23 protein-coding genes are annotated in these 25,405 nt (G+C 38.0%); 2 read left to right on the top strand and 21 right to left on the bottom strand.

What is annotated here, in order from left to right:
• Positions 1-77 precede the first annotated feature (77 nt).
• Positions 78-1,733 carry a hypothetical protein gene (locus ACESQI_RS04490; RefSeq protein WP_373125497.1) on the bottom strand — a complete coding sequence of 552 codons (1,656 nt, stop codon included), beginning with the start codon at positions 1,731-1,733 and terminating at the stop codon, positions 78-80.
• A 762-nt stretch (positions 1,734-2,495) separates the two neighbouring features.
• On the opposite strand from ACESQI_RS04490, the gene ACESQI_RS04485 reads away from it, so the two are divergent.
• The gene (locus ACESQI_RS04485) at positions 2,496-3,230 is read left to right on the top strand and encodes a tetratricopeptide repeat protein (protein WP_002560325.1); all 735 of its coding nucleotides are present in this window, start codon (positions 2,496-2,498) and stop codon (positions 3,228-3,230) included.
• Positions 3,231-3,308: 78 nt separating this feature from the next.
• Here ACESQI_RS04485 and ACESQI_RS04480 read toward each other — a convergent pair whose 3' ends face one another.
• From ACESQI_RS04480 to ACESQI_RS04385, 20 genes are all read right to left on the bottom strand, one after another.
• Positions 3,309-5,318, bottom strand: coding sequence for an alpha amylase C-terminal domain-containing protein (locus tag ACESQI_RS04480; RefSeq protein WP_025866403.1), 2,010 nt, complete (start codon positions 5,316-5,318; stop codon positions 3,309-3,311).
• 16 nt (positions 5,319-5,334) lie between these two features.
• Positions 5,335-5,781 carry a YhcH/YjgK/YiaL family protein gene (locus tag ACESQI_RS04475; RefSeq protein ID WP_002560323.1) on the bottom strand — a complete coding sequence of 149 codons (447 nt, stop codon included), beginning with the start codon at positions 5,779-5,781 and terminating at the stop codon, positions 5,335-5,337.
• Positions 5,782-5,816: 35 nt separating this feature from the next.
• The gene (locus ACESQI_RS04470) at positions 5,817-6,482 is read right to left on the bottom strand and encodes a DUF2461 domain-containing protein (RefSeq protein ID WP_025866402.1); all 666 of its coding nucleotides are present in this window, start codon (positions 6,480-6,482) and stop codon (positions 5,817-5,819) included.
• Positions 6,483-6,759: 277 nt separating this feature from the next.
• A complete protein-coding gene (locus tag ACESQI_RS04465; protein WP_007485565.1) occupies positions 6,760-7,353 on the bottom strand; it encodes an aminotransferase class IV family protein in 594 nt (197 codons plus the stop codon).
• The gene (locus tag ACESQI_RS04460; RefSeq protein ID WP_002560320.1) at positions 7,337-8,320 is read right to left on the bottom strand and encodes an aminodeoxychorismate synthase component I; all 984 of its coding nucleotides are present in this window, start codon (positions 8,318-8,320) and stop codon (positions 7,337-7,339) included. The genes ACESQI_RS04465 and ACESQI_RS04460 overlap by 17 nt, the downstream gene beginning before the upstream one ends.
• 158 nt (positions 8,321-8,478) lie before the next feature.
• Entirely contained in the window at positions 8,479-10,176 is a 1,698-nt protein-coding gene (locus tag ACESQI_RS04455) for an alpha-amylase family protein (RefSeq protein WP_007485567.1), read from the bottom strand.
• A 12-nt stretch (positions 10,177-10,188) separates the two neighbouring features.
• Entirely contained in the window at positions 10,189-11,247 is a 1,059-nt protein-coding gene (locus ACESQI_RS04450; protein ID WP_122202034.1) for a Gfo/Idh/MocA family oxidoreductase, read from the bottom strand.
• Positions 11,238-12,047: a patatin-like phospholipase family protein gene (locus ACESQI_RS04445; protein ID WP_002560317.1), complete on the bottom strand. Its 810-nt coding sequence runs from the start codon at positions 12,045-12,047 to the stop codon at positions 11,238-11,240. The genes ACESQI_RS04450 and ACESQI_RS04445 overlap by 10 nt, the downstream gene beginning before the upstream one ends.
• Before the next feature lie 160 nt (positions 12,048-12,207).
• Positions 12,208-13,731, bottom strand: a complete 1,524-nt coding sequence (locus ACESQI_RS04440; protein WP_373125496.1) for a 4Fe-4S dicluster domain-containing protein — start codon at positions 13,729-13,731, stop codon at positions 12,208-12,210.
• 4 nt (positions 13,732-13,735) lie between these two features.
• Positions 13,736-14,665: a DUF362 domain-containing protein gene (locus ACESQI_RS04435; protein WP_007485570.1), complete on the bottom strand. Its 930-nt coding sequence runs from the start codon at positions 14,663-14,665 to the stop codon at positions 13,736-13,738.
• Positions 14,666-14,750: 85 nt separating this feature from the next.
• On the bottom strand, positions 14,751-15,146 hold the full coding sequence (locus ACESQI_RS04430; RefSeq protein WP_002560314.1) for a phosphoribosyltransferase: 396 nt from the start codon (positions 15,144-15,146) through the stop codon (positions 14,751-14,753).
• Between the two features lie 4 nt (positions 15,147-15,150).
• Complete coding sequence (locus tag ACESQI_RS04425; protein ID WP_044095258.1) at positions 15,151-15,660, bottom strand: hypothetical protein; 510 nt, start codon at positions 15,658-15,660, stop codon at positions 15,151-15,153.
• Positions 15,661-15,729: 69 nt separating this feature from the next.
• Positions 15,730-16,854: a DUF362 domain-containing protein gene (locus ACESQI_RS04420; RefSeq protein ID WP_373125495.1), complete on the bottom strand. Its 1,125-nt coding sequence runs from the start codon at positions 16,852-16,854 to the stop codon at positions 15,730-15,732.
• A 176-nt stretch (positions 16,855-17,030) separates the two neighbouring features.
• Positions 17,031-17,447 (bottom strand): DUF3788 family protein, encoded by a 417-nt coding sequence (locus ACESQI_RS04415; RefSeq protein WP_002560311.1) that lies wholly within the window; start codon positions 17,445-17,447, stop codon positions 17,031-17,033.
• Positions 17,448-17,878: 431 nt separating this feature from the next.
• A complete protein-coding gene (locus ACESQI_RS04410; protein WP_373125494.1) occupies positions 17,879-19,414 on the bottom strand; it encodes an ATP-binding protein in 1,536 nt (511 codons plus the stop codon).
• A gap of 173 nt (positions 19,415-19,587) precedes the next feature.
• On the bottom strand, positions 19,588-20,256 hold the full coding sequence (locus ACESQI_RS04405) for a vancomycin high temperature exclusion protein (RefSeq protein ID WP_229127590.1): 669 nt from the start codon (positions 20,254-20,256) through the stop codon (positions 19,588-19,590).
• Positions 20,256-21,458 carry an MFS transporter gene (locus ACESQI_RS04400; RefSeq protein WP_007485574.1) on the bottom strand — a complete coding sequence of 401 codons (1,203 nt, stop codon included), beginning with the start codon at positions 21,456-21,458 and terminating at the stop codon, positions 20,256-20,258. The genes ACESQI_RS04405 and ACESQI_RS04400 overlap by 1 nt, the downstream gene beginning before the upstream one ends.
• Positions 21,459-21,561: 103 nt before the next feature.
• Entirely contained in the window at positions 21,562-22,410 is an 849-nt protein-coding gene (locus tag ACESQI_RS04395) for a hypothetical protein (protein ID WP_182416651.1), read from the bottom strand.
• 16 nt (positions 22,411-22,426) lie between these two features.
• Positions 22,427-22,876, bottom strand: a complete 450-nt coding sequence (locus ACESQI_RS04390; protein ID WP_044157790.1) for a GNAT family N-acetyltransferase — start codon at positions 22,874-22,876, stop codon at positions 22,427-22,429.
• A gap of 15 nt (positions 22,877-22,891) precedes the next feature.
• Positions 22,892-23,605 carry a DUF169 domain-containing protein gene (locus ACESQI_RS04385; RefSeq protein WP_002560304.1) on the bottom strand — a complete coding sequence of 238 codons (714 nt, stop codon included), beginning with the start codon at positions 23,603-23,605 and terminating at the stop codon, positions 22,892-22,894.
• 249 nt (positions 23,606-23,854) lie between these two features.
• On the opposite strand from ACESQI_RS04385, the gene ACESQI_RS04380 reads away from it, so the two are divergent.
• The gene (locus tag ACESQI_RS04380; protein ID WP_002560303.1) at positions 23,855-25,357 is read left to right on the top strand and encodes a glutamine synthetase family protein; all 1,503 of its coding nucleotides are present in this window, start codon (positions 23,855-23,857) and stop codon (positions 25,355-25,357) included.
• Positions 25,358-25,405 lie beyond the last annotated feature (48 nt).

The raw sequence follows: 25,405 nt of genomic DNA, 5'->3' as shown, positions 1-25,405 counted from the left end.
TCCAATTTATTCAAATCTTAAAAAGCACATAACAGGTATTCTTTTAACATACAAAAGACCTACTTATTATCCTAATCTCAAATTTTTTGATTTGAACAATCAATTACAATCTTGTTTTTTTCAGGAACAAACAAAACCCCGTCTTTAACTTGTTTCATTATACCTTTTTCACAAATGATTCCATAATTGATATTTTTCATTTGCGCTTTCATAATTCGTTGGTTATTGGCAATATTTAAAGGGAATATTTTACCTTTGGCTACATTCAATCTCATCATCCACTGATTCTGATCATTACTCTTTATTTCAATCTGTTTTTCATTCATAGTAAAAGTATACTCTTTCCCTGAAGCAGTACAACAAATTATCTCAGTCGCTTTTTTTCCTATTACTTTAACAAACATTTTGTCCATAATAATTTCCTTAGGATGATTACTATTATCCATCGTGTATATACGGATAGCTGCCAAATCATTAGGGGTACTCCAAAGAAAACCGTCAATGATAGGACAAGTCATATAAATACATTGATTGGAAATACCAGCTTGTTTCAAATAATCAGATTCCAGATTTTCATCAAAAAGATGAATGTCTCTAAAACGGATTGTATTATTTTCCCAAAGAAGATTTGCCCTATAATAGCGGCTATTAAACCATACTGTTTTTTGTCCATTATCATATGTATCTGTTAGTGTTGTAACAGATGTCGGTGGATTCAAAGGATATTTCTTCTTAAACCATTTACCCGAAGTCTCTAATGTTTCTATTCTGATTTTACCTTCCTGTTGCAAAGATGCAAGAATTGGCATTTGCATTTCAAGTCCCTTTCTCATAGTATTCCATGTGAATGAATTCTCTTGTCCGACTTGTGTGTAATTGAACCCAAGACATGGATCTTCAAAGATAGATTTGAAGAATTTTCTCACCCATTTCTCGCTTTCACCTGCATTTTTGTACACAGGCTCCAAAGTAATAACTCCTTGTATTGTATGTCCTACACCTGTGTCATATTGATAGATAGGGTCACTTCCCAACATTCGGAAAACAGGTACCGGTATCTGTCCTTTGGCTGTTTGCGCAGGCATATATCCATTAAGACGGCTGGGATAATATGCCTGATTCCAATAACCTCCCCATAAAGTGTAACCATCCGTTCCATATTGATCTTTACAATTACAGGAAGCTATAATACCATATTTGTCATACATGTATTCTAACGAATGAGCGTCTATAAACCATGAACCGATGGAAGACGGATATCTACCAAATATAGATTTGAATTTTTCCATATAGACGTCTATCAGTTTCTCTCTTTCTTCAGTAGTATATCCAGTGGCAAACCCCACATTTGCATGCCAATCCCAAGGATAACGTCCTCTCCATGTTAATCCTGCAGCTTCAACGTGTGGCTGGGTAATTTCCCACCATCCACCGACCTCAGAACCACGTTCTATTTCTTTTTTAAGTAGAGCTTGGTAACGAGGATTAATGAGAGCATCGTACTGTAACAGAAAGGTTCCTTGCAAATTGTATTTCATGAGCAGTTTCACTTGTTCGTGTACAGTCTCATAAAAAACCTGTTCTGTTATATTTTTATCTCTAGGTTCTATTTGACGAATAAAATTAATGATATTAACAATTCGCGGGCTGTCCTGAGAGAAACTACTTCTAGCTATGCTATTTGTTGAAGCTAATAGTAATAACAATAGTAGTACATTTTTTAATTTCTTCATTTTGTCTATATTTTATCTGGTTATATTGATACTGCAAAACTAATAAATAAAAAGTAATTAACAAGATTCAGTTGTGCACAAACTCTGTCAAACTAAAATATCTTTCCTAAATTTAGTAATATTCAATTATTACACAACAGGTTGATTATCAACAAATAGAGCATATGCAGTGGCAATGAAATACAACTGAATTCTACTTTTTAGTCAGCTTTATAATAATCATTAGAAGTCATATCAGGCTTTCGTATGAATTCTTTGTAGAAATAAATTCGGCTGATAATTCATACATTTCAATAATAGTTTGTATTAATATATCGATAGCCTATTTCTCCACTTATCAGCAATAATCAAGTTTTAAAAATAATAAATATTTGTACTAAATTTCCGAATGTAGATACTGAATTTCCAGACATAATAGCAACTTTTATTTTTTCAATATACATTTGTATCACTGTTCTACAGATATCTGAGAAGAAAAATGTAGAGTATTGTTTGTTTTGTTTGTGTGTGATGGATTCTTCTCAAGCGTGAGAAGAATCCATCTTTTTATTTTATATCTATTTATTAATATAAATCAACTGATAACAGGCTTATGTACTTTCTAAACAATCAGAAAGAAGTATGTTTATCGCCATCATATGTGAATAAAATGTATGTTTCGTAGTGTGAAAGAGCCTATAAAAAACAAAATAGCTTTGTTATTCTATTCATTTCTTGTTACATTTGAACGATAAACAATTAAAAAGACACATTTTAAGAACCATGAGAAAATTTATTTTGCTTGCTGCTTTGTGCTGTGCCACAGGTAGTATCTTTGGTCAAACAGACCCTAATCAATTAAAAAAAGAAGGAAATGACGCTTTAAATGCTAAGAATTACCAGGTTGCTTTTACTAAATACGATGCGTATTTGAAGCAAACAAATAATTCTGATTCCGTAATGGCTTATAATTGTGGTGTATGTGCTGATCAGATAAAAAAATATGCTGATGCGGTGAAATACTTCGATGTGGCCATCCAAAAGAATTATAATGTAGCCAATGCATATGCCCGTAAAGCTGGTGCATTAAAAGATTTGAAAAAGGATGCGGAAATGGTGGAAACATTGGAAGCCGGACTTAAAATTGCTCCGGGTAATAAAACAATGGAAAAACTATATGCTATCCATTATTTGAAAGAAGGACAAAAATTCCAGAAAGCAAATGATATTAATAAGGCAGAAGAAAGTTACAAACAAGTAACTACGCTGAGCAACAAAAAATGGAAAACAGATGCTCTTTACAGTCTGGGAGTGTTGTTCTACAATAATGGAGCTAATGTGTTGAAAAAAGCCGCTCCACTGGCTACTTCTGATGCAGACAAATATGCAACGGAAAAAGCTGCTGCTGATGCCGATTTCAAGAAAGCTTCAGATTACTTGAAAGAAGCTGTAGCTTTGTCTCCGGATAGAGCTGAAATTAAGAAAATGTTGGGACAGGTAGAAGAGAGCCTGAAATAGTAAAAGCTTATCATAATAAAGAAAAGAGCCATTTTCATATAGAAAATGGCTCTTTTCTTTATTATGACAGTAGTTATTTTACTTTTTACGCAATACCATTGCTGTACGAGCAGGAATATAAAGTTTCAACCATTCTTTCTTTTCCTTTTTGTATAAAGGATCGGATATCGTGAAATGTGTAATGGTATCGTCAGAGAACCCATTGCCCCCAAACTGTACACTATCCGTGTTCAAAATTACTTCGTATGCACCCGGAGCAACCAGGAAACCATAATCTGTAAACGACTGTTTCGGATTGAAGTTGAATACAAATATGAAATCTTTACGCTGATATACAAGTACCTGATCGCCGTCATTATGCCAGATTTCCTGTATTGGCGTAGCCTGGAAATCTTTCACGCTTTTAATGACCTTCAGCATATTTTCGTCAAAATCTGCCATATAGTGATAGGTCAGATTCTTATTGTCTACCAGATCCCATTGACGACGGGCGTACTTGCACGACCAGCCATTTCCCTCGCGTGGGAAATCAATCCATTCGGGATGTCCGAATTCATTTCCCATGAAATTCAGATAACCACCATTAATCGTGGTAGCAGTAAGCAGACGAATCATCTTATGAAGAGCAATACCACGATTTACAGTATAATTTTCATCTCCTTTCTGCATATGCCAGTACATATCGGCATCAATCAGACGGAAGATAATAGTCTTATCACCTACTAATGCCTGATCATGGCTTTCAGCATAGGATATTGTCTTTTCATCCTGACGGCGATTGATAACTTCCCAAAACATACTGGAAGGTTTCCAATCTTCATCGATTTTCTCTTTGATAGTTTTTATCCAGTAGTCCGGAATATTCATAGCCATACGATAGTTAAATCCATAACCACCATCTTCTACTTTGGCTGCCAATCCCGGCATACCCGAAACTTCTTCTGCAATAGTAATTGCTTTAGGATTCACCATATGAATTAATTCGTTGGCAAGCGTCAGATAACACATTGCATTGTCATCTTCGTGTCCATTAAAATAATCACCATAATTAGAGAAACTTTCTCCCAATCCGTGGCTATAATACAACATTGAGGTTACACCGTCAAAACGGAAACCGTCAAATTGATACTCTTCCAACCAATATTTGCAATTAGACAATAAGAAATGTATCACTTCATTTTTGCCATAATCAAAACAGAGAGAATCCCATGCCGGATGTTCACGACGTGCTCCCGGATAGAAATATTGATTAGGATCACCGGCAAAATTGCCTAAACCTTCTACCTCGTTCTTCACAGCATGAGAGTGAACAATATCCATTATTACAGCAATCCCCAATCCGTGAGCAGTATCAATCAGTTCTTTGAGCTCTTCAGGAGTACCAAAACGCGAAGAAGCCGCAAAGAAACTCGATACATGGTAGCCAAAGCTACCGTAATACGGATGTTCCTGAATGGCCATAATCTGAATACAGTTGTAACCAGCTTTTGCTATACGAGGAAGAATCTTTTCACGGAACTCACTGTAAGTTCCAACTTTTTCTTCTTGCTGAGCCATACCGATATGGCATTCATAAATAAGTAATGGATCAGTAGAAGGTTTAAATGTTTTTTTGCGAAATTTGAAGGGTTTCTCCGGATTCCAAACTTGTGCACTGAAAATTTTTGTATTCTCATCCTGTACCACTCGCGTAGCCCAGGCCGGAATACGTTCTCCTTGTCCTCCGTCCCAATAAACGATTAGTTTGTAAAGATCGCCATGTTGCATTGCATTCGCGGGCAGATTGATTTCCCAATTACCATTCTGCAAACGTTTCAGGCTATATTCTTCTTTCTCTTCCCAATTGTTGAATGTACCTACCATGTAAATATGGGTCGCATTGGGCGCCCATTCACGGAAAGTCCATCCTTTGTCTGTACGATGCAAACCGAAATATAAGTATCCCGAAGCAAAGTCCGACAAGGTCTGTTTCCCTCCGTTTGTCAGTTCGGTTTCCTTATCCATGGCATATTGATGCCGTCCGGTAATAGCTGCAGCATACGGTTCCAACCAGGGGTCACTTTTAATAAGATTCAATGTTTTCTCCATATCAGGATGAGTTTGATTATGCTTTCACTTTTACAATAACTTTCTTCACACCATCCGGACTAATGCCCGGAGCATGTCCGTCTTGCGGAAAGAAAATAGCGAACATACCTGGCTTAACAGCCACATATGTCTCTGCTAAACCTTCAAAGAAAGTAATGTCTTTTTCGGCATTATAGGGAGCATCGGCAGGTACACAATCTTTACCGGGAGTGTATCCCATTACTTCTGTTCCTGAAAGAGGAATTTGAATATCGATAAATTCGTTATGAGTTTCAAGTTTGGCTTGCTCTTTGGCCTTTGGAGTAGTCTGGGCAATGTTTACTACCAGATCCGCACCTTTCAATTCGGTCTTGCCTACTTCCATAGCATGAAGGTCATGAGACTTTAAGAACTCAATAGCTTGTGCGAACAAAGGATTCAGTGACGCGTATTTTTCCAGGTTTTCTAATGTATCTACTACCATAGTTATAAAAAATTTTAAGTTATTATTAGGTATTATTATTCGAAATCATCAATTGTGTAGTTAATAAAATCAGCAAATCGTTTAAACTGTCGAAAGGCGTCTTCTGTTTTATCCAGGAAGTCGGGGGCAAGGAAGAATTCGTCAGGTACATTGTAAGCGCAGGTATACTCCTTACATTTCAGATAATCAATGTATTTAAAATCTTTCGGAAAACCTTTGGGGGCGGTTTTCAGGAAATCTTCTCCTATCACCGGAAAATATTTTTTAAATTCAGGATCTTCTACTATGGCAATATATTCATCTATATTGTCATAAATAGACTGACGAACTGCTTTCAGAATATTAGGAGGTAAACAAAGGCTTCCTCCTGCCAACATGCAGGAACCATTCTGAATATGCACATAGTAGCCACAATGATCGGATTTTTTTCCTTTAGCATTGATATATCCGCCAAAATGAATTTTGTATGGCGTTTTATCTGATGAAAAACGGGTATCCCGATAGATACGATAGGTACAATCTTTAACTTGTACACCTCTGATGCTCTCATCAAAGAGGCCGATACGGGAAATTACAGCTGCCAAAAGATTTTCGAACTCTGTACGGGCGGTTTCATACTCATCACGGTGCTCGTTAAACCACTCACGGTTATTATTTGCAGCGAGATTTTTTAAAAATTGAAAGATAACAGGCATGTTCATTGTCATTCTTTTCTATATCTTTAATTCTACAAACGTACGAATTTTATTTGTAACAAACTAAAAAATGCAATAAAAAAGCATCGACTTAAAGAAAGCCGATGCTTTAACACATTTATCAAAAAAACAGACGCTTCTGTTTCTGACGTACTTACTTATCACAAGCTGGTACAATCTCTTTTAATTAATCTTATATCTAATACTATGAAAAACACATCTATATAACACACCCCAAAAGGCTTTTGTTCGTAGACATAATCTTTTTTGCTGTTAATAATAGTTATACAATAATATGATCGCCAACCGGAAATTCTATTTTTCTAAAAGTAATCATTGCATTAAATAAAGTGATCCGGGAGTAAGTAAAAAGTTGTTTCAAAGTTATTTCTTCTTCTTTTATAATTTGTTGATCCAACAGAAATGCTCTTTGTGTACCTTTCAGTAAAGGAGATTTGGGAGTATGCCATTCAGAACCATTATAGAGAGCTATGTTAGCAATGGAAGTATCGGTGACCAGCTCATTTTTAACAATGAGTATATCATCGGCTGTTTCCCGTAAAGCATAGAGTTGATTTAAGTATTCACGGTCAAGACTTTTATAAGTATAATCTATTTCGTCGGAGCGGACCACACGGAGTGTATCAATGCTGCGAATAGAATAGGGGGCATACGTGATTTCTCTGATTTCTTTATCGTATACCACTCTGCACTTTATTACCCCTTCACTTTGTATAGGCCGGATGTAATCAGTGAGGTCCAAAATGGTACAATTTTTCCAGAACCAATTTCTAGTCCGATTTAACCTCTTATTGTGATAGGCTAAATTGTGTATTGCCCCATTCTCTATTCGTATGGTTTCAATAAATTGGTACATAGACTTTTTGTTTCATTTCATTGTATTCACTTTTCAGATCACTTTTACAGGTAATTCCTCCTCCGCTTTTGAAATAAAGTTTATCTCCCCGCTGTTCAATAAAGCGTATCATTACGGCACTGTCGAGGTTCTCACCATCAAAATATCCGGTAATACCAGTATAGAAACCTCTTTCATATGTTTCCGCACGAGCTATAATATCCATTGTCTTTTGTTTGGGAGCACCTGTAATAGAACCTGCAGGTAATAGTTTAAAAAGAATGTCTCCCAACCGTGAACGATAATCATCAGGCAAAACACCGCTAATTTCCGAACTTGTCTGTAAAATAGGACCGGAATTTGTCTGCAGTGTATCAGCATAACGATAACGGTTCACAAACACTTTTTCTGCAACCAGACTCAAATCATTACGTATCAGGTCTACAATTGTAGCGTGTTCTGCCGCTTCCTTCGGGTCATCCATTAGTTGTTGGCAGGCAGATGGGAGGGTAGCATCTATTGTTCCTTTCATGGGGTATGAACTGATTAACGTTCCATTGATCCGGACAAATATTTCAGGAGAAAATACCACAAAAGCATCTTTTACCCATAGCTTATACATTGCTTTGGAATGAAGAAAAATTTCTTTTAAACTTAAGTTGGTGGTAATTGGAGTACTACATGTCAGATTCGTAAGAAAACTGTTACCATTATGGATATTCTGCATAACGTAGTCAAAAGATTGCTTGTATTGGCTTAGTGGCTGAGGAGTGATTTGCCACCGTATCACTTTATTACAAAGCAGGGTCGGTGATTGATTAGTAAAACCATTAAAATTATACAATACGAATGAAGGGTCAAGCTTGTCTGCTTCTTCTATATACGAACAACTTTGCAGATAATTAATGATAAAAATAAAGGGCTTGCCTTGTTCTGACAGGTAGTTAATCCTCCGAACGGCTTGTTCTTTATTGTATGATTGTAACATATAATTTCCAGATTAGAACATTGATGAGATATGGAAAAACAATATACTATAACCTGTAACACAAAAGTACGTATTTAACGCCCTGTTAAATACGTATTTAAGTCACTATTAAATACGTACTTTACATGTATAAAAGTACGTACTTTTTAAAAGCCTGATTAGATGGTTATTTTCAATATCTTTCCGCTATGTCTACTCAGTGAAACCTCTGTTGCCTTATAAGGGAGCAGACAAATATTTTCTTTCTTTCCAGTCAGTAAATCCGTAGCCTCGTAAGAGTCCATCTGAGGGATTTGCAGGAAGTCAAAAGCATGAGACGGTACATTTATAGCAATGTCTACCGGCTGACCATCAAAATTGACAATAATGAAAAGCAATTCATTTTTATACTTACGCAAAAAAGTATACTGCTTGTGTTCATTGAATCTCCATCCGTTTTGGTTGGCGTACATCAAGTCGAAGAAAGCTCCTTGCACAATAGCCTGCTCTTCGTTGCAAAGAGTCAGAATCTTCTGGTAGACAGCGTACAGGGATTTCTGTTCTTCCGTTAGCATCTTGCCATCAAATTTACCTTCATTCCGCCAACGGCGTATGGTATCTACACTCCAATAGTCAAAAATTGTAGTGCGTCCGTCACGTCCGCTAAAGCCTTCACTATCCATCCCTAATTCACCAAATTCCTGTCCGAAATAAATCATCATCGGGTTTGTATTCATACAGGCTGATACAATCAGAGCCGGAATTCCTTTGCGAGGATCACTTGCAAAAAAATCCGAAGCAATACGCTGTTCATCGTGATTTTCAAGAAAGTTGAGCATACGCTTCTCAATTCCTCCCAAGCTTTGCCAACTGCGGGTTATAGCTGTAGCAGAATCATAGCCGCATGCTACATTACGTAGTGTATCATACAATCCCACTTTATCATACAAATAATCAAATTTACCACGGAACAGATAATTCTGGTATTCTGCCGGATTATAAACTTCTGCAATGAACAACAGTTTGGGATGTTTCTCTTTTACCTGAGGGATTACCCATTCCCAAAACTCTACCGGCACCATTTCCGCCATATCACAGCGGAATCCATCTATGTTCTTTGAAGCCCAGAAAAGAAGGATATCAAGCATCTTTATCCATGTATCCGGAATAGGGGAGAAATTACAGGTACCTCCGTTAGGATAATCTACGCCATAATTTAATTTCACTGTCTCATACCAGTCGTTGATATTGGGATATGCATCAAAACGATTGTTACCGGTTGCTTTGGCGGGGTATTCCCGATAAGGTTCCGCAGCGCTTCCTTTCATATCAAACTGTCCGTGAAGTTCTGCTTGCGGAATATAATAAAAGTTGTTGTACGGACTGAAAGCATACGTCGGGTCATCGTTTGCACCCAGTTCTACTGTCCCGTCGGGCTGTGCATCGGAGTGATACTGACGGGCCACATGATTAGGAACAAAATCAATGATCACTTTTAGTCCGGCACGATGTGTACGGTTCACAAGATTCTCAAACTCTTTCATCCTGCCGGAAACGTCTGTTGCAATATCCGGGTCTACATCATAATAATCTTTAATAGCGTAGGGGGAGCCTGCTTTACCTTTCACAATAGCGGGGTGGTCCGGACGGATATTATACCGACGATAATCTGTTTGTGTAGCATGTTCAATAATGCCTGTATACCAGATATGTGTTGCACCTAACTTTTGTATCTCACCCAATGCTTTTACTGTGAAGTCTGCCATCTTTCCACAGCCATTTTGAACAATGTCACCGTTATTGATGCAATGATTATTATTGTTTCCAAACAGGCGGGTAAGCACCTGATAGATAATTATTTTCTTTTCGTCACTCATGTTGTATAAGATTTATTTTAAGCTGATAACTTTACCTTCCTGCTGGCTTCGATAAGCTGCTTCAATAACACGAATCACATTCAGGATATCACGCGCTCCTGTCTGCAATGCTTCTCCAAGGCGAAGGTGTTCATATATGTTTTGATAAAACCCACCGTAATTTCCAGAAATACCCGGATATTTCCGGCAGATCTCTTCTCCATCAATCTCTGTATGTATTAATCCCCATTCTTCTTCTGTTTCTTCTCCCCAATGAGGTTGATCGGGCATTTCGCCACGCAGTAAAGCAGCTTCTTGTTTGTCGACTCCATGTTTTACATATGAACCTAAGGTTCCATGAAGAACAAACCGGGGCTCAGCTTCCCGCATTAAATAACTGGCTTTTAGCGTAACTCTTACATCCGGCGCCAATGAAGGACGAAAAAAACGAATCATAAAATAATCGTCAACTTTTCCATGGGTACGCATGGTAGCTATATCGGCAAAAACTGCCTCCGGCATACCAAACAATCGGATGGCTTGGTCTATGAGATGGGAGCCAAGATTATAAGTTAATCCACCACCTGATTCTCCTGTCTCTTTCCAAGTGTTAGGTTTGATAAAGTTACGATAGCGTGCAAAAGTAGATTCATATTCTACCAGTCGTCCCAGCAACCCTTTGGAAATGATCTCCTGTACAGTCTGGAAATCCGCATCCCATCTCCGATTTTGATATACACTAAGCATAAGCCCCATTTCGGCAGCCAATGCTATCAATTCTTCTCCCTCTTCCGTAGTTGAAGTAAAAGGTTTCTCAACAATGACATGCTTTCCCGCTTCAAGAGCCAAACGGGCATATTCATAATGCGTACTATCTGGAGTATTAACTACAATCAACTCTATTGCAGGATCTTTTATCAACTCTTCGAAACTGCGTACAATTGTAGCATCAGGATAGCGTTCCTTTGAAAGCTCCTTACTACGCTCTACTATTTTGCAAAGTTCAAAATGAGGATTGGTACTGATAAACGGAGCATGAAAAACTTGTCCTGACATTCCGTAAGCAGCCAAACCTACTTTTATTATCTCCATATTCTTCCTTTCTCCTGAAACAGATTTTCCAATATTTCATTGGCCGTTTTATATCCCTGATCAAATATCTCTTCTGCCTTTTCCAACTCCCGGTTGCTATATCCATTCAAGTTGTACGGTTCTATTAACAGATCGCAAAGTTCGCGTTCCGGAAATGTATTGGCACGAAACATGAAATGATAGGATCGCATCGCAATGCTGACAATATTCATTTTATATTTCTCTGCTTCTAAAGGGCTAACATTGATGGCAACTACTTTTTCACATTCTTTGCGGAGGGTAGATACCGGCAGATTCATCAACAGCCCACCATCCACGTAATGTGTACCGTTTATTCTGACTGGCGTAAACATTACCGGCATACAACATGAAGCAGCAACCCGCTCAGCGATGCTGCCTTTTCGGAAATGCATGCTTCGTCCGTGATCCAGGTCTGTAGCAGTTATAATAAGGGGGATTTGTAACTCTTCCAACTTCTGAGCTTTCAGATTACTTTTGAGGAAATCTATAAATTCTCCCAGTTCGAAGAGTCCTACTTTGGGAATCACCATTTTTGTAAGATCTTGAAATTTATGTCCGGAAAAGTAATCCAGGACTTTGTGAGGTTCGTTACCATCAGCATAAAATACACCAGCCAACGCACCTGCACTTACACCCGAAATTATATCCGGCCTGATATCATGCTCCAAAAGGGCCTGCATCACTCCTAAGTGGGCAAAGCCTTTAATAAACCCACCACTAAGTGCATATCCTATCTGAAATTTTCTGTGTTCCCAATCGGTAGTTACTACATCCTCCATTTGCTTCTTTTTATATTGTTCGCCACGAAATTAGTAAAATTCTGCAAAGAAGAACTTGATATAGAGAAAAAAGTTCACCACTGATAACACAGATTAGTACTGATTGTCTCTTCGAAAAGAAAAAGTCAGTACTAATCTGTGTCGTCAGTGGTGAATATAATCAGAATCCGAATCCGTCTATCTCGACCTCTTCCTTTTCTGCTTCTTTAAATGGTTTAGCTGCTTTCTGTATCGGATTACCTTCTATATAAACTGCACGGAACGGACGAGAGGGGCATACATATTCACAACCGCCACATCCTACACAGATATCTGTATTCACATGCGGAATTGTCAGTCCACCTTTGTACGGCACCATCGCTATAGCTTGTGTCGGGCAGTGTTCTGAGCAGGCACCACAACTGGTACCATCTGTATACACAATACAGTTTTCTTCAATAAAGACTACATATCCCATTTGCGTCAGATGTTTCTCTTCCACAGTCAATGGTTTTATGGCTCCATTGGGACATACATCTCCACAAACAGTACAGTCAAAGTTACAAAACCCTTTTTCGAAATTCACCGTAGGTTGTATGATTCCTCCTAATCCATATTCTGTGAATGCAGGTTTCAGCACATGCGAAGGACATTTACTGACACAAAGATGGCAAGATGTACAGTGATTCTGGAAGTACTCACGACTAACAGATCCCGGAGGCGTTATTGGGTTCTTTTTTTGATATGCTTTTTGACCTCCCAACAGGGTTGCCGCCGTTTCTTTAACTTGTGCCAATACTTTGGGCGCAGTAGCTGCTGTTATTGCCCCTGCCATTAAAAAACGACGTTTAGAACTATCTGCGCTCTCTTTTTTTATAGATTCTGAAGACGGAGCATAAACCAACGCATGCTTATTGCATACTTCCAAACAGTCAAAACAGTCTACGCAGCGACTATAATCAACAGCATGGTTTTTACTGTCTATGCAAGCAGCTTTACACTTAGTCGCACACAGACCACAACCATTACACTTATTCTGATCAATCCGAACTTTAAATAGGGAAAAACGGCTTAAGAATCCTAAGACAGTTCCTACCGGGCAAATTGTATTACACCATGTACGCCCATGTTTCCAAGCAAGAAACAGGATGATGATAAAAGTGAGTAATGCTATCACAAGTGAAGCCACACTCAAGACAGAAGCATCTACCTGATAGAAGGTATAATTTTTAAATTGGGAAAATACAGACTCCAATAAATTATTGCCCAACATATACACCGGTTTAAATACATTGACTACTATCCGGCCGTATGCACTATAAGGATCAAGCAGCCCAAGTATCGCAGTAAAACCACAGAAAAAGGAAATAGCTGTGATCCCTACAACAATCCAACGTAGAATATTCTTTGCCGGACTATAACTATATCTTTTCTTTTTCTTTCCAACAAACTTTGAGCCCCGTGCCACTACATCCTGAAAAATACCCATAGGACAAATAATAGAACAGTAAATCCGACCAAACAATAATGTCAATACAATTAGAAAAATCAGTACACCAATACTAAAGGACAAAAGCGCCGGAATAAACTGTATGTGTGCCAGTCTATGAAAACTATTGGGCAATATACCCGCAAAATCCAAAAAATAAAATGTAATCAGTGTAAATAGAGCCACTGATATACCTATACGTATTTTTCTCAACATGTGTTTATAACTTAATTCGCTTCACGTTCAGTTTGTCCAGATTCATTGTACCTATTTTCAAGGCTTCCCCTTTGGCAAGATGCCCTACGGTATCCAAAGGCATTTCGCGTACTTGATTGAAAAATTTAGCGGCAGCTGTATCTACGGCTACTATATCAGGTGAGATAAAAAGACCTTTAGCCAGTACAACATCTGAGGCAGAACGTCCACGCGGACCATTGGTTTTCATAATACGGTAAGCATCTACCACATTCAATACTGCCTTTTTTTGCATAGTACAGATATCAGCTATGCATTGTTGCAAATCATTCTTATGAAAATAACCTCTATCCCATACTATTCCCATATGATTTTTCATCGAAATAGTAAGGTTTGCACCACCATGATTTTTTAAGACAGGCACATTGATCCATACATCACTATTCAATATAGCTTCGTGTATTTTGGCTTTCTTCAGATTTTTTCCTTTTGGCAAATCCACAGAACGGTAATATGATTCCAGATGGGCAGGCATTACTTTGGCTCCGGCAGCTTTAGCAGCAGCTTCAATTCCGCTGTTCTTATAGCATTTTTGCCAATCGTCACAAGTATGGTCAAATACAGTAACTTCTTTGGCTCCGGCGGCAAAACACTGTTTTACAATTTCAGCAACCAACTTAGGATTGGTATTGCCTGCCAATTCCGGAACTTTGTCCCATCCTATATTGGGTTTTACCACAACTTTCTGTCCCGGTTTCACAAACTGTTTCATACCTCCCAATTCAGTAATTGCACGCTGGAACATCACTTCCGGTTCGCCACCCATTACAGCTACGAGATCTGGTTTACCAGTATTATTTACGGCTTGTGTCAGTACTTCCATTGCTTCTGAGCGCTGTATAGTCATTGCCGCACCCGCTATCGCTACTGTTTTCAGAAAATCTCTTCTGTCCATCTTTTATTTTTAATTTATTCCCTACAGTCATGACCATGATCCGATCTGTATCACATAGGTACGTTATCTATTTACAATCTACTATTCAGACAATCCACGGAAATTTAAAACAAGCTTCATCAAAAAGAGCATAGTCCGCATTTCCGTTAACGGCGAAAGTTTTTATCATTCTGGCTTCTTGCATCAATTCCTTGGCTAATTTTATAGTAGAACCGGTTTTTATACGGTCATCCACCAAGAGAATACGTTTATCTCTGAAATCGAAGTCAATTGGTGCCAGAAGTTTGGGCTGATCATACTTTGGATGTTGATATTCGTCTCTCAAATTGATTTTCAGCAAATGAATCTCTTTTTGTAAACGCTGATTAATGATACCCGCCGGAACAATTCCACCATTGGCAATGGCTACAATCATATCAAATTCATCCTCGAAGGCGATAGAACGAAAACGTTCCATCACCTCATCAAACGTTTTTGCCATATTGTCAGATTCTTGCAATAGCTTTGAGCAATGCATAACCACCAAACCATTGAATAAGCATTCCCGGAACACCTATACGGAAATCTTGTACAGCAGCAAAGAAGTCTCCTAAATAGGCCCATTCAAGGGCTGTACCTACAACCTGATAAGACAGTACTGCAAGCAGGATGGCTAATAACGAAACTTTTTTTGCATAACGGGCAGCCAATGCAGAAGCTCCCGCAAGTAAAGCAGATTTAGTAAGGATAACAGGCAGTGCAGCAGCTGCAGGCATTGCAAATAGTAAATGATTGATAACTGGTGATAAAATAGCAGTCAGTAAGCCTACACGAAAACCATATTTATACGATGCAATCAGTGTGAAAAAGTAAATAGGCAATAGGGTAGGACCACCGGCAGGCACCAAATGACACAATTGAGGTAATGCAATATTGCCTGCTACAAATAGCAAAGCGAACAAATACGTTTTCACATTACTGTAATTCAAAGAATAAAGTTTAACTGTTGTTTCCATTTCTATTCTGTTTTTGATTGATAACATTGTATTTAAAATTAGATTGTATATTTAAAGAATGGTTTAATTTCACACACGAATTAATTCATAATCCATTGTTCCTAATCCTATTTTCTCTGCATGTTTTAATCCAGCCAACCAGTCAGTATCGGGATGCATCAGATGGAATTTATCACAACCGCATAAATCATCCTGTTCATGTTTGTCAGATAAGCGGTTTCCACTATGCAGGATAGGTGCTTGTATCACTAAGTCGGCACATGCTTTATCCAGAGCTACCGGATCAAAAGATGCTAAGATCCCTAAATCGGGGACAATAGCAGCATCATTATGATTCCAGCAATCGCATTCCGGAGATACATTCATAATAAAACTCACATGGAAGTGCGGTTTACCTTTAACTACAGCAAGTGAGTATTCGGCTATTTTGTAATTCAGGCGTTCAGAGGTATCTTCGTCACCCATTACAGCTGCATCATACTGACACAGAGCAACACATTGACCGCATCCGATGCATTTTTCGTAATCGATTTCTGCTTTACGATTTACATTCAAATGTACGGCATCATGTGCACAATGTTTTACACAGATATTACAGCTTTTGCAATTATCGATATTGATTCGGGGTTGAGAAGCACTATGCAACTCCAACTTTCCACCTACGCTGGCACATCCCATTCCGAGATTCTTCAAAGCACCGCCAAATCCTGTTTGCTCATGCCCTTTGAAATGATTCATGCTAATAATAACATCAGCATCGGCAATAGCCGTTCCTATTTTGGGAGCTTTACAATACTCTCCGTTTTTTAGTGGAATTTCCTTGCAGTCAGTACCTTTCAGCCCATCAGCTATAATGACCTGACATTGTGCCGATATCGGGTTAAAACCGTTTTCCATTGCACTCTGTAAATGGTCAACGGCATTGGCACGCTGCCCGGAATACAGTGTATTACAATCTGTCAAAAAAGGTTTTGCGCCAAAACTACGTAATAGGTTGGCCATTCGTGCTGCATAATTCGGACGTATATATGCCAGGTTTCCCGGCTCCCCAAAATGGATTTTAATAGCCACAAAATTATCTTTAAGAGGTATGGTTCCAATACCAGCTTTCTTTATCAGCCGCTCCATTTTGTCAAGTAGATTGGAGGTAGGTGTAGTCCGTAAATTCGTAAAATAAACTTTTGAAGTGTTCATAATTTTAATTCATGTAGCGCATATGCCATCAAAGGTAAATTAAAAAAGATATTTCAATAGCACATTGCAAATATATCATTTGTTCTTTATTTATTGTTCTATAAAAAATATACTGAATAGTTATTGATACATTTTCTATAAAGATTGAGAGAATATTAATAAAGAGCCTCCCTCTTTTATTTCAAACTCCTTTTAAAGCGTAAAACAGTTAAAACATCTTCCAGCTTTTCTTTATCACCAACTACTATTGACATTGGCAGTAATTTGCCAACGGGTTTCATCTCATAAAAATCTTCTTTTATATAATCTGATATATTCAGATCTGCAATAGCAGATAAGTGTCTTTCCATGAAAAAAAATGATACTCTGAAGAATCCATCGTAAACATGCAACCAACCCATATTCTTCTTCTTGAACATCATTTTACACAACCAGGCTTTACCATCTCTGTAATAATTCCATTCCGGCCGTATCTCCATAGAAATCAACAAAGCGTTCAATTCTTCAAACGCCGGATAACTACTACCCAAAACAGCTTCTAAGACTTCTTGTGTTGGAAGTATATCCCCATCTCTCAGTGCCAATGTTTCCATTCTTGCGTGTTTTTTTGATTATTCATTGGAAAAATCATGTTATTATGCTGATACCCATAGTTCAACAATCTTTAATGTTGATGCAAAAATAACAGTTTTTTCTTTGCTTACCCTATCGAATTTCATAAATCAGTAATAAAGGTATATATATCAGTAATCGGTATAACAATCTATTGGTAAAATCGGAATAATTTTACACTGTAGATAGCCTGTGCAGTATTGAAAAAATGATTAATAAAGAAATATATTACAAAGTGCATACCGTATATTGGTTTTCTCTGTACATTGAATGCACTATCATGTATCAATGAGATAATTCCTGAAAATTAGTAATTCTGAGGTTACAAAAAAAGAGTGGGTAAACAAATGATTTGTTGCCCACTCTTTTTCTCTATTACAGAAGAGTTCTTTTTTCTTAGAAGAACAGATATTTACTTTTCGCTCATGGAAACGATACTTTTTGCCGGCAAAGTAAACCAGAAAGTAGAACCTTCACCTTCCTGTGAGAAAACTCCTATATTGCCACCCAAATGAGAAACAATGGTTTTACTAATAGAAAGTCCCAAACCTGTTCCCTGTATAAAACTGTTTAATTTAACAAAACGTTCAAATACCTCGTTCACCTTTTCAGCTTGTATACCATATCCTGTATCCTCTACATAAAAATAGAGTTCACCTGATGGATTTAGCTTGTAACCTATGTGAATATGTCCTTGGGGAGTAAATTTAATAGCATTGTTTACAAAATTGTGTATCACTTGTAACAAACGGTTTCGATCACTATTTACCACACATTCCGGCAGATGGTCAGTAAAGGCAATCTCCAGTTCAGGATTGTTTGCTTTCATTTGAGCGGTTTGTACTACCTCGACCAATAGATTATTCAAATCAATATCAGAATAAATAAATTCTAAAGTACCTGCTTCGATCTTAGACAAATCCAGAATATCACTGATCAACTGCAAAAGAAGAGCATTATTGTTCAAAATAATATCTGCATACTCTTTTTTCTCTTCCGGGTTATCTGTTTCCGTCAATAACTCTGAGAACCCAACAATTGCATTTAGTGGGGTTCTGATTTCATGGCTCATATTTGCTAAAAAAGCAGATTTCAGTGTATTACTTTGTTCTGCCTGTTCTTTGGCAAGCCTTAGAGACTCTTCCATATTTTTTTGTTTCGTAATGACCATACCTGAACCGATCACACTAATGGGACGTCCCTTTACATCATACCTGAAAACAGTTCCTTGCTTATTTACCCATTCATATTCACGGTCATTATACCAATGTATCTGATACACTTCATGAAATTCGGTTCGTTTTCCTTCACGTAATTCTCTGAATACAGTCGAAATATGTTCACGGAAGTCCGGATGAACTTTTTTCAGATATTCATCAATAGAAATGTTGTATTTCCCATTATCATCAGGTCCCGAAGCACTCTCATGGTGATAAAGATTATAATCGGTAGAGAAAGTATGCGTCACCAGATCAGCAGTCCATGGCAATACTTCGGCAATGCTCAAAGCAGATGAAAGTATTGAATTACTGGTCTCAAGTTCTTCTTTAGCCCGGTTAAGAGAGAGTTGTGTGCGTTCTAACTCCAGTTGTGAGATATATGCCTGAGGAATATCATGTGCGGTCATTATTACTCTATCTCTGTCAATCGGGGAGATTTGGATTTCATAACAATGCTTATTCCCGTTTTCTTCCAGATCAAGTTCAAAAAACTCAGACTTTCCGGAAGCAATAGCTTTCCGAAAATGTTTCATACAAATTCGTCCCGTTTCCCAATCTAAAAAAGTCTCTATTTTTTTTCCAATCATTCCCTCCGGATTAAATGGTAAGTTACAGCTGGGATTAATAATGTTCAAAAGTGTAGCTTGTTCATTATACACAAATATCATATCTGGCACAGTTTCTATAGTATGTTCATGTGCTCCTGTAAAAATTATATTATCCATCATTTTTTTCTCTGGTTTTGTATCAATCTTATCTGTTTCAATATAGTAGGCTGCCAAAGTCCTTTTCTTTTTACATTAAAAGAACAACAAATTATTGATTGAAAAGTTTTTAGAGGTATTATTTTATATAAACCGCTCACTCATTTAAACCATAGATGGAAAAATAGATATATATGTTATTTAATAATAATTTTTTCTCCCAGATATTTAGGGCTCTTATTTGTATATAAGTCCAGGAATAATTTAACTCTTGCAAATTTTTCGCGGAGCTGTGTTTTAAAACCACTGTAAGCATTCACATCTTCTGCATTAAAACCTACTACCTGCAAATCCCTGGCTTGGGCTATATAAATGGCCCGGCGGTTATGAAAATCCTGAGATATGACGGTAAAACTGGATTGGGCGAAGATCTTTTCCATACGTACTACAGAATCAAGCGTCCTAAAACCGGCATAATCCAGATAGATTTTATTTTTAGGAATACCTTCTTTCAGCAATTCAGCTTGCATGTCTTCGGGTTCATTATATCCCTCACGACTGTTGTCACCGCTAATAACAATCGCATCTATTTTCCGTGCTTTAAAGAGAGCAACAGTAGCCTGTATCCTGTTCCGGAAATACTGATTAGGATTACCGGAACGCAATGTTTTGGAAGTTCCCAATAATAGTCCGACTTTGTTATAAGGAATGGAGGCCGGCTCCTTATAGACCAATGAGTCAGTAGCATATTCAACAGTGTAATTAGCGGCCATTGTCATTGCAACAATCAAAAGTATTCCGATTGGAATAGCCCATTTGATTCTTCTTCTCCACCTGCCAGTTTTCTTTATTTTCATATTACGCATCATTGTTTCACTTTTTTCAAATCTGGCAGAAACCAGGTAACCAACCCAAGCAAAGGCATGAAAGCACAAACATTATAAACAGCTTCAATGCCGAATCTGTCTGCCATATTCCCCAGCACTGCAGATGCGATACCAGCAACTCCGAAGGCAAAACCGAAAAACAAACCGGAAATCAATCCAAGTTTATTAGGTAGTAATTCCTGTGCATATAACAGAATAGCCGGGAATGCTGATGAGAGCATCAGACCTACACAAAAACTAAGTACTACTGTCCATACAAGGCCTACATGAGGCATTAACATACTGAAAGGGGCTGTACCAAGAATTGATACCCAGATAACGTATTTCCGCCCGATACGATCTCCAATAGGACCTCCAACCAGTGTTCCGATAGCCGTAGCAATCAAAAAGACAAAAAGGAAAAGCTGTGACTGTTGCACACTGACTCCAAACTTATGAATCAGATAGAACGTATAATAACTGTTCAAACTTGCCATATAGATATATTTGGAGAAAATCAGAATAAGCAGAAGTGTAATAGAAAAAACAGTCTTGTTCATTGGCAATGGCATAGCAAGATGTGTATTCATTGTGACAGATTCACATTTTATCCGGTTTAAATACTTTTTATACCATCTGCAAACAGGAATCATTACTAAAATGGCCAAGAATGCCAAAATAGCGAACAAAGCTATGTGATGACGACCATAAGGAGCAACCAATAATGCCACCAACAGAGGGCCTAATGAACCACCCAGATTGCCACCTACCTGAAACAAAGATTGTGCAAGCCCCCTTCGTCCTCCGGAAGCAAGTGAAGTGATGCGTGATGCTTCCGGGTGAAGAACAGAAGAACCGATACCAATCAGAAACACCGAAAGAAGCACCCAATGCAGATTGGAAGCAAAAGCAAGATTCAACATCCCTGTCATTGTGAAAAGCATCCCTGCGGGAAGCGTCCATGCTACCGGACGTTTATCAAAAAAAAGACCGAATACAGGTTGGAATACCGATGCCGACATTTGATAAACCAATGTAATCAACCCGATTTGAGCAAAACTCAAAGCTAAATCATCTTTGAACAGGGGATAGGTTGCAGTTATGACAGATTGCAATAAGTCATTCAAACAATGAGAAATACTTAGTGCTATCAATATAGGAAAAGCAATTGAACTGACCGGACGTTGTGGATTTTGTATCATTTTATGACCTTTTGTTATCTATATATTCGTGAAATTGGCTGCAAATGTACAAAAACACAGCAGGTCTACACTAAACGAAATACTAAATAATTATTTTTTCAAGCTATAAAATGACTTCTTTGTATAAAGTTCCGTTAGTTCCGTTGTAAATTGCTCCCTGATACATATTGACCAACAGGTTACTATAATCCTGTAGAATAGTGTTACTATCCTTCGATAAATTGGCTGTTAATATTCCACTTCCAAGTATTCCCGGATTACAAGGAATGGTATTTCGTTCTATTATTTCAAGAATTAACTCTACACAAGCACATCCTTTTATTTTATTTTTTCGGAGGCCATTAAGAATATATGCATTCAATTGTTCTTTCACACTCAAAGTCATAAAGCCATACCATAAATAGCACTTTATACCTGCCTGTGCCGCTTCAAGAAACACATCAAAATAAGTAAAACCTCCCGGTTCTCCGGATTTATCTATTTCATACGGATCAATGTGTATAAAAGAAGAGACAGGAAGAGACGGTAATAGCTCCACCGTTCCTCTGATGGAATCCTGATTGAATGTTCTTATTCGGTTTCTAAATCCGTCTCGTTGGGCAAATGCTTCAATGTTTTTCAAAGGTTCCTTTTCGATATCAAAGAAAAGCAATTCATCCGAAGGAGAATTCAGAATATTCATGGCCAATCCGGGAGAACCTAAATACAAATGATCCCGGTATGCCTTTCTTTCCAGATTCAGATAATTTGAATCGGTAAATTCATTATATTCTGATACGTTATTCAAAAAATGGCAGATACCATATTGTTGCTCCAAACTATTACTTAGCATATATTCTGCACAAGCGGAATTCGTCTCTACATATAGGTCCGGTTTTTCTCTCTTTAGTACTTCACACAAGATGACATGTTTGAATACATCTGCTTGTTTTCCAAAATGCGTATAGGGCATAACGTTATTATCTTTTTTATTTTTGTCGTATGTATTTCATTGGAGTATATCTGATTCCATCTGTCAACTGCTCTTTTTCAACATCTGTAAATCCCAACTTGTGATAGAATCCCACAGCATAGCGAGAGGAATTGACAGTAATTTCTTTTGCATTACTATTTTCTAAAACTAAATTGAATAAACTACGACCTACTCCCCGGCAGTGAAACTCCTTGTTTATAAAAAATAATGAGATGTGACTTCCTGTACTTCTTGTTGCAATGATGCCCACAAGTTTGTTACCATCAAAAGCACCATAAGCATCAAGACTGTCCACCATTTCTTTATCATCAATGAAATTACGGAAGTTTCTCAATCCTTCTTCACTACAATCCGTATTATCAAACTCTACAAAAACATCCCATGACAATTGCATTGCAGTAACTTTTTCATGTTCTGCCAATTTTCTAACTATGATAGAATCCATATTAGTTTTATTTTTTTATTGAGGTTGCATGCGCTCTCTGATTTTTCCCCAGGCATGAGTGTCGAACAGGCAACTACTACGCATGGTTTGATACATTTCCCTAAAACGGGACATAGGAATTGTATAACTTAATACATCCGGTTCAAAGTAAGGGCGCACGGACGGATCAAAAAAGCCCACAAAAGTTCTTCTTCCACCTTTCCGGTTTTCAAGAATTGTTTGAGTCACTACAGTGCTACAACCGGAGCCAAACTGTGATGTCACCGCATCCTCTGAGTTATTATCGAAACAAGCCCATGTTGTAAGTCCGGAAAGCATGTCGGGTGTTGCGAGAAATAAGATTCCTTCAATTAGATCAAAAGTATCTACCTTATCTATAGGCGCAAAGTGGAGATAGTTCTTTGTAGCCCTTGGCACTCCCAGACGTTCAATAAACTCTGTTACCATTTCCGGTGTCTGTTTGTACTTCTCTTTCAGGGAAACAAAAGTCGGCACATGTTCCGGCATATCGGTAAAACCGGTATAAAACTTTCCACCACCACATCCGATGACATCTGCATTTAAGCTGATAATATGTCCGTCTCTTACCTTTTTCATGTTCTTAAAAAAACAACCATTGATCTTTTCTGTCTGGCTTTCAGGAGTATCAGAGTACCAAAATACAATTGGTAATTCTGCCGTCTCTCCAAAAGCTTCCCGATAGTTTGCTACAAATGTCTTTATTTCCATTTTCTGATTTTTTTTAAAAGTTCGTACTAAGTAGAAGGGCAATATTCGCAAATTTAAGATAAAGAATGGTATTTATCAATGAACAAGCGTTAAATAGCTGGAAAAAGAAGATAATAGCCGAATCGCTAACATTTGTTAAGTAAAGGTGTTTTATTATCAACATATATAACTTGACTAACTAACTTTTTGTTATCTTTGGTTCAAAATATAACTGTTAACCATGTAACAATAAAAAACAACCGACGTATTATGAACCAAGAACTATCAATGAGTCCCCATTCGCTGGTGGCCTTCCTTCAAAAACCAGCTTCCGAATTTACGAAAGCTGACATCATCACTTATATTCAGAAGAATGACATCCGGATGATCAATTTCATGTATCCTGCAGCAGACGGACGATTGAAGACTTTGAATTTTGTCATCAACAATGCTGCCTATTTAGATGCAATCCTGACATGTGGCGAACGTGTGGATGGCTCCAGTCTGTTCCCATTTATAGAAGCAGGTAGTAGTGATTTATATGTAATTCCCCGGTTCCGTACAGCTTTTGTTGATCCTTTTGCAGAATTGCCAACAGTTTCCATGCTTTGTTCTTTCTTTAATAAAGATGGTGAACCTTTAGAGAGTTCTCCCGAATATACATTACATAAAGCTTGTAAGGCTTTTAAGGATGTAACCGGTATGGAATTTCAGGCAATGGGAGAGTTGGAGTACTATGTGATTTCAGAAGATGAAGATATGTTTCCGGCAACAGATCAGCGTGGCTATCATGAGTCAGCTCCTTATGCCAAGTTTAATGATTTCCGTACAGAGTGCATGGCATATATTGCACAAACGGGAGGACAAATTAAATATGGCCATTCGGAAGTTGGCAACTTTGCACTGGATGGCATGATATATGAACAAAATGAGATAGAATTCCTTCCGGTACGTGCAGAAGATGCAGCAGATCAGTTGATGATCGCCAAATGGGTAATTCGTAACCTGGCTTTTTCTTATGGATACAACATTACATTCGCTCCCAAAATTACTGTTGGAAAAGCAGGATCAGGCCTGCATATCCACATGCGTATCATGAAAGACGGACAAAACCAGATGCTAAAAGAGGGTATACTGTCCGAAACCGCCCGTAAAGCAATTGCCGGTATGATGGTACTTGCACCTTCTATCACTGCTTTTGGAAATACGAATCCAACTTCTTACTTCCGTCTGGTACCGCATCAGGAGGCACCTACCAATATTTGTTGGGGAGATCGTAACCGTTCGGTATTAGTACGTGTACCATTAGGCTGGTCGGCTAAAACTGATATGTGTATGTTGGCCAATCCATTGGAGAAACCAGCCAATTATGACACTACTCAGAAGCAAACTGTAGAAATGCGTTCTCCGGATGGTTCGGCAGATATCTATCAATTGATAGCCGGACTTGCAGTAGCCTGCCGTTATGGTTTTGAAATGGAAAATGCGCTGGATATAGCCGAAAAGACCTATGTCAATGTGAATATCCATAAACAAGAGAATGCAGATAAGCTGAAAACGCTGGAACAACTTCCGGATAGTTGTGCAGCATCTGCAGATTGTCTCGAGAAACAACGTGCTTTCTTTGAAAAGTACAATGTATTCAGTCCGGCTATGATTGACGGTATTATCACTAAGCTGCGTGCATACAATGACAGCACATTGCGTAGTGATATAAAGGATAAACCCATAGAGATGATGGAATTAGTGGAAGAGTTTTTCCACTGCGGATAACACATTACCAAATTTTAGAAACAAAGGGTCCCGATATTTCTGCAAATA

The sequence above is a fragment of the Bacteroides sp. HPS0048 genome, assembly GCF_964240755.1.
GTDB classification, from domain to species: domain Bacteria; phylum Bacteroidota; class Bacteroidia; order Bacteroidales; family Bacteroidaceae; genus Bacteroides; species Bacteroides nordii.
The sequence above is the reverse complement of the archived record's forward strand: the minus strand, read 5'-3'. Positions and strand labels throughout refer to the sequence as shown.

Bases quoted from the DNA above. Each gene is read 5' to 3' on its own strand.
- ACESQI_RS04465 (WP_007485565.1), bottom strand. From the start codon at position 7,353: ATGTACCAATTTATTGAAACCATACGAATAGAGAATGGGGCAATACAC.
- ACESQI_RS04460 (WP_002560320.1), bottom strand. From the start codon at position 8,320: ATGTTACAATCATACAATAAAGAACAAGCCGTTCGGAGGATTAACTAC.
- ACESQI_RS04415 (WP_002560311.1), bottom strand. From the start codon at position 17,447: ATGGAAACATTGGCACTGAGAGATGGGGATATACTTCCAACACAAGAA.
- ACESQI_RS04475 (WP_002560323.1), bottom strand. From the start codon at position 5,781: ATGGTAGTAGATACATTAGAAAACCTGGAAAAATACGCGTCACTGAAT.
- ACESQI_RS04410 (WP_373125494.1), bottom strand. From the start codon at position 19,414: ATGATGGATAATATAATTTTTACAGGAGCACATGAACATACTATAGAA.
- ACESQI_RS04395 (WP_182416651.1), bottom strand. From the start codon at position 22,410: ATGCCCTATACGCATTTTGGAAAACAAGCAGATGTATTCAAACATGTC.
- ACESQI_RS04470 (WP_025866402.1), bottom strand. From the start codon at position 6,482: ATGAACATGCCTGTTATCTTTCAATTTTTAAAAAATCTCGCTGCAAAT.
- ACESQI_RS04385 (WP_002560304.1), bottom strand. From the start codon at position 23,605: ATGGAAATAAAGACATTTGTAGCAAACTATCGGGAAGCTTTTGGAGAG.
- ACESQI_RS04490 (WP_373125497.1), bottom strand. From the start codon at position 1,733: ATGAAGAAATTAAAAAATGTACTACTATTGTTATTACTATTAGCTTCA.
- ACESQI_RS04420 (WP_373125495.1), bottom strand. From the start codon at position 16,854: ATGAACACTTCAAAAGTTTATTTTACGAATTTACGGACTACACCTACC.
- ACESQI_RS04390 (WP_044157790.1), bottom strand. From the start codon at position 22,876: ATGGATTCTATCATAGTTAGAAAATTGGCAGAACATGAAAAAGTTACT.
- ACESQI_RS04425 (WP_044095258.1), bottom strand. From the start codon at position 15,660: ATGGAAACAACAGTTAAACTTTATTCTTTGAATTACAGTAATGTGAAA.
- ACESQI_RS04440 (WP_373125496.1), bottom strand. From the start codon at position 13,731: ATGTTGAGAAAAATACGTATAGGTATATCAGTGGCTCTATTTACACTG.
- ACESQI_RS04400 (WP_007485574.1), bottom strand. From the start codon at position 21,458: ATGATACAAAATCCACAACGTCCGGTCAGTTCAATTGCTTTTCCTATA.
- ACESQI_RS04435 (WP_007485570.1), bottom strand. From the start codon at position 14,665: ATGGACAGAAGAGATTTTCTGAAAACAGTAGCGATAGCGGGTGCGGCA.
- ACESQI_RS04455 (WP_007485567.1), bottom strand. From the start codon at position 10,176: ATGAGTGACGAAAAGAAAATAATTATCTATCAGGTGCTTACCCGCCTG.
- ACESQI_RS04430 (WP_002560314.1), bottom strand. From the start codon at position 15,146: ATGGCAAAAACGTTTGATGAGGTGATGGAACGTTTTCGTTCTATCGCC.
- ACESQI_RS04380 (WP_002560303.1), top strand. From the start codon at position 23,855: ATGAACCAAGAACTATCAATGAGTCCCCATTCGCTGGTGGCCTTCCTT.
- ACESQI_RS04485 (WP_002560325.1), top strand. From the start codon at position 2,496: ATGAGAAAATTTATTTTGCTTGCTGCTTTGTGCTGTGCCACAGGTAGT.
- ACESQI_RS04445 (WP_002560317.1), bottom strand. From the start codon at position 12,047: ATGGAGGATGTAGTAACTACCGATTGGGAACACAGAAAATTTCAGATA.
- ACESQI_RS04405 (WP_229127590.1), bottom strand. From the start codon at position 20,256: ATGCGTAATATGAAAATAAAGAAAACTGGCAGGTGGAGAAGAAGAATC.
- ACESQI_RS04450 (WP_122202034.1), bottom strand. From the start codon at position 11,247: ATGGAGATAATAAAAGTAGGTTTGGCTGCTTACGGAATGTCAGGACAA.
- ACESQI_RS04480 (WP_025866403.1), bottom strand. From the start codon at position 5,318: ATGGAGAAAACATTGAATCTTATTAAAAGTGACCCCTGGTTGGAACCG.